Source organism: Sphingopyxis sp., from assembly GCF_025869345.1.
In the GTDB taxonomy this organism is placed as follows: domain Bacteria; phylum Pseudomonadota; class Alphaproteobacteria; order Sphingomonadales; family Sphingomonadaceae; genus Sphingopyxis.
The window spans coordinates 1-7,783 of record NZ_JAOZVW010000089.1; the positions used below are offsets into that span (position 1 = coordinate 1).

Here is a 7,783-nt window from a genome sequence, read left to right on the forward strand (position 1 = left end):
TGCGAGCGCAGCGAAGCAATCCAGGGTAGCGTAAACCGCTCTGGATTGCTTCGCTGCGCTCGCAATGACGAAATTCGGCCTCAATTCTTGAGCCGATAGCCCGTCCGGAACATCCAGAAGATCACGGCCAGGCACAAAGTCAGGAACAGTGCGACCGCGCCCATGCTGACGCCGATGCCGACGTCGCCCTGCCCGAAGAAGGTCCAGCGGAACCCGCTGATCAGATAGACGACCGGATTGAACAGGGTCACCGTGCGCCACGCCGCGGGCAGCATGTCGAGCGAATAGAAGGCGCCGCCCAGAAAGGTCAGCGGATAGACGACGAGCAGCGGGATCACCTGCAACTGCTCGAAACTTTGCGCCCAGATGCCGATGATGAAACCGAACAGGCAGAAGGTCACCGCCATCAGGATCATGAAGAGGGCCATCAGCACCGGATGCGCGATCTGGACATCGACGAACAGATGCGCGGTGGCGAAGATGATCGCCCCGATGATCACCGATTTCGTCGCCGCCGCCCCGACATAGGCGATCAGCAGTTCCAATGGCGACATCGGCGAGGACAGCATCTCATAGATCGTCCCGGTCCATTTGGGCATGTAAATGCCGAAGCTCGCGTTGCTGATGCTTTCGGTGAACATCGTCAGCATCATCAGCCCCGGCACGATGAAGGCGCCATAGGGCACCGTGCTGACATCGCTCATCCGGCTGCCGATCGCCGATCCGAAGACGACGAAATAGAGCGTCGTGGTAATCACGGGCAGCATCAGGCTGGTCCAGAAGGTACGCCCGAAGCGCGCCATCTCGAACAGGTAGATCGAGCGGATACCGCGGAGATTCTGGATCATGCGGCCTGCTCCGCTCCATTTTGTCTGGGATTGGCTTCATGGACGAGTCCGACGAAAATATCCTCGAGCGAGCTTTGCCGGGTGTGGAGGTCCTTGAAGGCGATGCCGAGGTCGCTCATCCGCCGCAGCAGCGAAGGCACGCCCGTCGCCTCGGCCTGGCTGTCGAACTCGTAGACCAGTTCATGCCCCTCGCCCGCCAGTTCGAGCGTCCACTCGCCCAGTTCCGCGGGCACCGCCTCCAGCGGCTCGGCCAGATTGAGCGTCAGCGTCTTGCGCCCCAGCTTCTTGATCAGCGCCTGTTTCTCCTCGACCAGGATCAGCTTGCCCTTGCTGATCACCCCGACGCGGTCGGCCATCTCCTCGGCCTCCTCGATATAATGGGTGGTGAGGATGATCGTCACCCCGCGCTCGCGCAAGCTGCGCACCATGTTCCACATGTCGCGGCGCAGTTCGACGTCGACGCCGGCGGTCGGTTCGTCGAGGAACAATATCTCGGGCTCGTGACTGAGCGCCTTCGCGATCATCACGCGGCGCTTCATCCCGCCCGACAATTCCATGATCTTGCTGTTCCTCTTGTCCCACAGCGACAGGTCTTTCAGCAATTGCTCGATGAAGGCGGGATCGCTGGGCTTGCCGAACAGTCCGCGCGAGAAGCTGACCGTCGTGATCACCTTTTCGAACGAATCGGTGTGGAGTTCCTGCGGCACCAACCCGATCATCGACCGCGCGGCGCGGTAATCGCGCGCATGATCGTGCCCACCGACGGTCACCGTCCCGCCGCTTGGCGTGACAATACCGCAGACGATGCTGATCAGCGTCGTCTTGCCCGCGCCGTTCGGCCCGAGCAGCGCGAAAATCTCACCCTTGCTGATGGAAAGATCGACGGCGGCAAGCGCCTGGTGGCCGCTCTTATATGTCTTGGAGAGGCCGGAAATTTCGAGGACTGGAGTCATTCGACCGCAAATAGCCGAGCGGCCCGCCGCGGTGAAGCGCAAACGCAAAGAACCAAACAGCGCTTGACCTCTTCGGGTCCATCCGCTTGACCGGCTGCGCGCGTGCGGACGTGGCGAAATCGGTAGACGCAGCAGACTTAAAATCTGCCATCCTCTGGATATGCGGGTTCAAGTCCCGCCGTCCGCACCAGCGGTCCTTCGGCCGGAGCCCGCGGGGGCTTGTTCCGGCCAACGCGTCCGAACCGGCGGCGGGACTTGGCGAAGATTCCGGTATGGGTCGAAAGCGGAAATTACTTGGAAAAGCGGATGATGACAGAGCGTCCAGACGGATAGGTCACCCCAAATCCATTCCCATGCAGACATATTTGACTTCGAGATAATCCTCGATCCCGTAGCGCGACCCCTCGCGCCCCAGGCCCGACTCCTTCATCCCGCCGAACGGGGCGACTTCGGTGGAGATCAGTCCCGTGTTGACCCCGACGATGCCATATTCGAGCGCTTCGGCGACGCGCCAGACGCGCGACAGATCGCCGGCATAGAAATAGGCGGCGAGGCCGAAGCGCGTGTCGTTCGCCTGCGCGACGACATCGGCCTCGTCCGTAAAGCGGAAGACCGGGGCGAGCGGCCCGAACGTCTCCTCGCGCGCGACGTCCATCGCCGCGGTCACACCGGTCAGCAAGGTGGGCTCGAAGAAGGTGCCGCCGAGCGCCGAACGTCCGCCGCCGCAGACGATGCGCGCGCCCTTCGCGGCCGCGTCGGCGATGTGGCGCTCGACCTTCTCCACCGCCGCTTCCTCGATCAGCGGGCCGACTTCGACGCCGACGTCGGCGCCGTTGCCGACCTTCAGTCCCCGCACCGCATCGGCGAGCTTCGCGACGAAAGCGTCGTGGATTCCCGCCTGCACATAGAGCCGGTTGGCGCAGACGCAGGTCTGACCCGCGTTGCGATATTTCGACGCGATCGCGCCCTTGACCGCTTCATCGACATCGGCGTCGTCGAAGACGATGAAGGGCGCATTGCCGCCGAGTTCGAGCCCGAGCTTCTTCACCGTGTCGGCCGACTGGCGATAGAGCAATTTGCCGATCTCGGTCGATCCGGTGAAGGACAGTTTGCGAACGAGCGGATTGCCCGTCATCTCCGCGCCCACGCCGCGCGCGTCGCTGGTCGGGACGATCGAGAGCAGCCCGGCGGGCAGCCCCGCCTCCTCCGCCAGCACCGCGAGCGCGAGCGCCGACAGCGGCGTCTGCGCGGCGGGCTTGACGACGATGGCGCAGCCCGCGGCGAGCGCCGGGCCGACCTTGCGGGTGATCATCGCGGCGGGGAAATTCCACGGCGTGATCGCGGCGACGACGCCGACCGGCTGCTTGAGCACGAGAATGCGCTGGCCGTTCTGGGTCGCGGGGATGACGTCGCCATAGGCGCGCTTCGCTTCCTCGGCGAACCATTCGATGAAGGAGGCGGCATAGGCGATCTCGCCGCGGCTTTCGGCGAGCGGCTTGCCTTGTTCGGCGGTCATCAGCCGCGCGAGATCCTCCTGATTCGCCATGATCAGGTCGAACCAGCGGCGCAGGATCGCCGCGCGCGCCTTGGCCGGGGTCGCCGCCCATGCGGGCATCGCCGCCGCCGCGGCCTCGATCGCGGCGCGGGTGTCGGCTGAGGTCGTATCCGCAACCTCGGCGATCAAGGCGCCGGTCGCGGGATTGGTGACGGCAAGGCGGCGGTCGCCCGCGATCCAGCGGCCGGCGATGAAAGCCTCGGTCCGCAACAGGTCGGGGCGGGTCAGGGTCGGGATATTGCTCATAGCGCGCTCAGGGCCTTCTCGAGGATCGCCATGCCTTCGTCGACCACATCGTCAGACGCGGTGAGCGGCATCAGCAGGCGGATCGTCTCGCCATGGATTCCGCAACTCAGCAGCACGAGGCCGAGTTCCAGCGCGCGCGCCGTCACCCGCTTTGCCGCCGCGCCGTCGGGTTCGTCGCTGCCGCGCGCCGCGAGCAGGTCGAAGGCGACCATCGCGCCGGGGCCGCGGACATGGCCGATGGGGAGCAGGTCGTTGCGCGCCGCGAAAGCCTCCAGCGTCGCCCGCAACCTGTCGCCGAGGGCGTTCGCGCGTTCGATCAGCCCCTCCTCCTCGATCACGTCGAGCACCGCGAGCGCGGCCGCGCAGGCGACGGGCGAGCCGGCGTAAGTGCCGCCGAGCCCGCCCGGCTGCGCCGCATCCATGATGTCGGCGCGGCCGATCACGCCCGACAGCGGGAAGCCGCCAGCGAGCGACTTGGCGACGGTCATCAGGTCGGGCTCGACCCCGCCATGCTCGATCCCGAACATGCGGCCGGTGCGCGCGAAGCCGGTCTGCACCTCGTCGGCGATCAGCAATATGCCATGCTCGTCGCAGAGGCGGCGGAGCGCCGCGAGCAGTTCGGGCGGCGCCATGTGGAAACCGCCCTCGCCCTGCACCGGCTCGACGATGATCGCGGCGACGCGCGACGGCTCGATGTCGGCGGCGAACAGCAGCGACAAGGCGCGCAGGCTGTCCCCGACTTCCACGCCATAGTGGGGAATCGGGAACGGCAGGTGGAACACCTCGCCCGGCAGCGGACCGAAGCTGCGCTTGTAAGGCAGCACCTTGCCCGTCATCGCCATCGTCAGCAGCGTGCGGCCGTGGAAGCCACCGCCGAAGGCGATGACGCCGGGACGGCCGGTCGCGGCGCGCGCGATCTTCACCGCATTCTCGACCGCTTCCGCGCCGGTGGTGAAAAGGATCGTCTTGGCCGGGCCCGAGAAGGGCGCGAGCGCGTTCAGCCGTTCGCAAAGTTCCACATAGGGCTCGTAGGCCGCGACCTGAAACGCCGTATGCGTGTAACGGTCGAGCTGGTCACGCACCGCCGCGATCACGCGCGGATGGCGGTGGCCGACGTTGAGCACCGCGATGCCGCCCGCGAAATCGATATAGCGGCCGCCGTCGGCGTCCCACATCTCGGCATTTTCGGCGCGCGCCGCGAACAGCGGCGTCGCACTCGCGACCCCCTGCGGGACCGCGGCGGCACGGCGCGACAAAAGAAGGGCATTATTGCTCATCGTTGGACCTCGTTGGTTTGGGTTTTCAGTCTTGGGAAGGCGGCGCGCGGTCGAGCAGGCGCGCGGGCCAGGCGGCCGCGAGCCCGCTCAGCAGGAGCAGCAGCACCGCCGCGACGATCGTCAGCGGATAGCCGCCATGATCGAGCAGCAGCCCGGTCAGGAGCGGCCCGCTCGCGAGGCCGAGCTTCGAGCAGAAGCCGCCGAGCGCGGCGGTCCGCCCGACCTTGTCGAAGGCGGCGGCGAGGCCGAGCAGATAGGGGATGGTGAAGGCCCAGACGATCGCGGAACCGATATTCGCGGCGACATAGACGGCCGGAAGGTCCGATCGCCAGAAAGCGGCGGTGAAGATCAGGGTCACGGCGATCGAGCCGAGGATCGGCTTCGCCCGCCCGAAGCGCGCGCCTATCGCGACGACGAGGATCGACCCCACGGCGCCGAGCCAGTTGGCGGCGGCGAGCGTCGGGCCGATGAAATCCTGCGACAGCCCCGCGCCCCGCCCAAGCCCGATGATGAAGGCGGCGAGCCCCATATTGCCCGCCTGGAACAGGAAGATGGCGGCGAGCGTCGCGGCGAGCGGCTTGCGGGCGATCGGCGGCGCCTCGGCCGCCACGCCGCTTTCGGCAGCGACCGGATAGGCGGGCAGGAAGGGCAGCATCGCCAGCGTCGCAAGGCTGAAGGCGGCGAGCGCGAGGAAGAGGACGCCGGTGCCATAGTGCGGCACCAGCGGCGGCAGCGCCCAGAGACCGATGCCGCCGATCCCGAACTGCACGACGAGCAGCATCCCGAACACGCGGTCGGGCGACCGGGTGCGCGCGATCACCGCGAAGGCAATCCCGACGAGCAGCCCGCCGATCATGCCGTGGCAGGCGCGGATCGCCGTCAGCAAGGCCACCGACACGAGCTGCGTCGAGACGAGATCGACCGCGATCAGGCCGAGCAGCGCCGCCGTCGCGGCGACGCGCCACGATATGCGGCGGACCAGGAACACCGCGATCAGCGCGCCGACCGCGGCGCCATAGACATTGGCCGAGGCGATCAGCCCAGCGCTCGCGGGCTTGATGCCGAGCCCGTCCGACAGGCCGGTGACGAGCGCCGCCATGATGTTGACGTAGAACAGCCCGGCGGTCGCGAGGAAGGACAGCAGCACCGCGGCAAGCAAGCCGTCGGGCGCGACTTTCGGCAGCTTGTCGGTCAGCCGCATGGCGCATCCTTTCCGGCAAGCGCCACGGCGGCCGCGCTCCAGTCCCAATGATCGCTGTCGCCGAAGCTGTAGAAAAGCGCGTCGCGGCCGGGCAGCATCGCGACCGAAATGCCGCCGAACCCCGACATCGCCGGAACCCAGAGCGAACCCGCGCAGCCGAGCTTCGCGCCCATGTCGCGCGTCCAGAAGCCGGCGCGATAGCGGAAGCCGGGGAAGCCCGCAGGCAGCCCGCCGCCCCGCGGCGCGCGCTGCATCGCCGCGTCGAGCAGGCGCCGGTCGAGCAGCCCGTCCGCGCCCTGCATCAGCCAGCGCGACAGGCGGGCGATGTCGTCGGGCTGATAGGTCAGCCCCCAGCCGGTGAAGGGCTGCGCGACCGCATCCTCGCTGCGCCGCGTCGTCGACAGCGTCGGGCTGAGTCTGAGGCCGTCCCACAAAGGCCGGACGATGTCGTCGTAGAGATCGGCGTCCGCGCCGCGTTTCTCACGCAGGATCGCGGCCATTGCGGTGCCGAGCAGATAGGTGTCGGAAGTGTGATAGACCCACTTGCCGCCCGGTGCCGCCTTGCGCGGATAGTGGGTGCAGGCGAAGGCGATCTTCGCCGCATGGTCCGCAGGCTCGAAGAAGGCGGCGATCGACGGATCGTCCTCGTCGGCCATATAGGCGTCGGAGCGATAATGGCCGGTCGTCATGTCGAGCGCCTGTTCGAGTGTCACCCCCGACCAGCCGCGCGCGCATTGCGGGACGTGCGCGGCGATCTCCACCGCCGCGCTGCCCGGATAGAGTTTTTCGAGCCGCATCAGCGCGACCCCGCCGAACACCGACTTGGCGGTCGAATAGGACGGCAGGTCGATCACCTCGCACGCCGGATAGTCGCCGTGGCGCGTCGCGCAGGCGCTGCGGTAATGGACGCCGTCCACCACCGCGCCATAGACGGTCGGCTCCGGCCCCGCCGCGGTGGCGAAAGCAAGCGCATCGGAGCGTTCCTCGATCGAACGCACCGGCAAGCGCGCCGCCACCGCCTCCTCATGACGCCGCACAATCGCGTCGGCGTCGCGGACTGCGCCCGGCGCAAGGCGCGCGGCGGCAAAACCCCAGGCGTCGAACTTGCGATAGCGGCAGGTCTCGCCCGCAATCTCGAAGGCGGCTTTGCTCACCGTTCCGTCCGCGCCGAACAGGAAGGTCAGCATCCCGTTGTGGGTGCAATTGGCGCCCCGCTCCTGCAGCGCGAAGGGCAGCGCGGCGCGGGTCAGTCCGCCATCGCCGGCTTCGGACCAGACGCGGCCCGGCTCGACGATCCAGTTCCAGTCGGGATGGGTCGATGCGATCAGCCCCCGCTGCGCGGGGATCAGCGCCTCGCCGTGCTGGACGAGATCGAGGTCGAGAGCGGGCAGCGAACGGATTGTGTCGCCGCGCTCATAGCCCTTTTCTTCGGCGATCAGGCGGAAGCCCGCCATCGGCCCGCCCGCCAGATGAAGGTGGCCCGCAAAACGCGCTTGCGGTGTCGCAGCATCGGCGGCGGGGGAGAAGGCCGACAGGTCGACCGGGCTGTCGAAGCCCTCGCCCGCCTGCAACGCGGCGCGGCCGAGCGCCTGCCTTGTGTCCGAAACCTCGGCCTTGGCGAGGCCGGTCACCACCACATCGTCGAACCAGCAGGTCGCGCGCTTGCCCCGCGCCGACAGGCGAAGCCGCAGCCCGCTGTCGCC

6 protein-coding genes and 1 tRNA gene are annotated in these 7,783 nt (G+C 67.6%); 1 reads left to right on the top strand and 6 read right to left on the bottom strand.

The annotated features are described in order from the left end of the window. Positions 1-80 precede the first annotated feature (80 nt). Positions 81-848, bottom strand: coding sequence for an ABC transporter permease (locus tag OJI97_RS09630; RefSeq protein ID WP_297662994.1), 768 nt, complete (start codon positions 846-848; stop codon positions 81-83). Beyond that, on the bottom strand, positions 845-1,801 hold the full coding sequence (locus OJI97_RS09635; RefSeq protein WP_297662995.1) for an ABC transporter ATP-binding protein: 957 nt from the start codon (positions 1,799-1,801) through the stop codon (positions 845-847). Before OJI97_RS09635 ends, OJI97_RS09630 begins: the two co-directional genes overlap by 4 nt. Positions 1,802-1,905: 104 nt before the next feature. On the opposite strand from OJI97_RS09635, the gene OJI97_RS09640 reads away from it, so the two are divergent. Then, positions 1,906-1,991 (top strand) — tRNA-Leu (locus OJI97_RS09640). 144 nt (positions 1,992-2,135) lie between these two features. On the opposite strand, the gene OJI97_RS09645 is transcribed toward OJI97_RS09640, so the two are convergent. From OJI97_RS09645 to OJI97_RS09660, 4 genes are all read right to left on the bottom strand, one after another. Then, positions 2,136-3,602, bottom strand: coding sequence for an NAD-dependent succinate-semialdehyde dehydrogenase (locus OJI97_RS09645; RefSeq protein WP_297662996.1), 1,467 nt, complete (start codon positions 3,600-3,602; stop codon positions 2,136-2,138). Continuing rightward, positions 3,599-4,879: a 4-aminobutyrate--2-oxoglutarate transaminase gene (gene gabT / locus OJI97_RS09650; RefSeq protein WP_297662997.1), complete on the bottom strand. Its 1,281-nt coding sequence runs from the start codon at positions 4,877-4,879 to the stop codon at positions 3,599-3,601. The genes OJI97_RS09645 and gabT overlap by 4 nt, the downstream gene beginning before the upstream one ends. 25 nt (positions 4,880-4,904) lie before the next feature. Further along, positions 4,905-6,080 (bottom strand): MFS transporter, encoded by a 1,176-nt coding sequence (locus tag OJI97_RS09655; RefSeq protein ID WP_297662999.1) that lies wholly within the window; start codon positions 6,078-6,080, stop codon positions 4,905-4,907. After that, the coding region (locus tag OJI97_RS09660; protein WP_297663000.1) for a serine hydrolase at positions 6,071-7,783 on the bottom strand (1,713 nt) is incomplete at its 5' end. The genes OJI97_RS09660 and OJI97_RS09655, both read right to left, overlap by 10 nt.

What these genes read in the sequence shown, in the direction of transcription:
- OJI97_RS09630 (WP_297662994.1), bottom strand. Translation starts at nt 848, where the DNA reads ATGATCCAGAATCTCCGCGGTATCCGCTCGATCTACCTGTTCGAGATG.
- OJI97_RS09645 (WP_297662996.1), bottom strand. Translation starts at nt 3,602, where the DNA reads ATGAGCAATATCCCGACCCTGACCCGCCCCGACCTGTTGCGGACCGAG.
- OJI97_RS09655 (WP_297662999.1), bottom strand. Translation starts at nt 6,080, where the DNA reads ATGCGGCTGACCGACAAGCTGCCGAAAGTCGCGCCCGACGGCTTGCTT.
- gabT (WP_297662997.1), bottom strand. Translation starts at nt 4,879, where the DNA reads ATGAGCAATAATGCCCTTCTTTTGTCGCGCCGTGCCGCCGCGGTCCCG.
- OJI97_RS09635 (WP_297662995.1), bottom strand. Translation starts at nt 1,801, where the DNA reads ATGACTCCAGTCCTCGAAATTTCCGGCCTCTCCAAGACATATAAGAGC.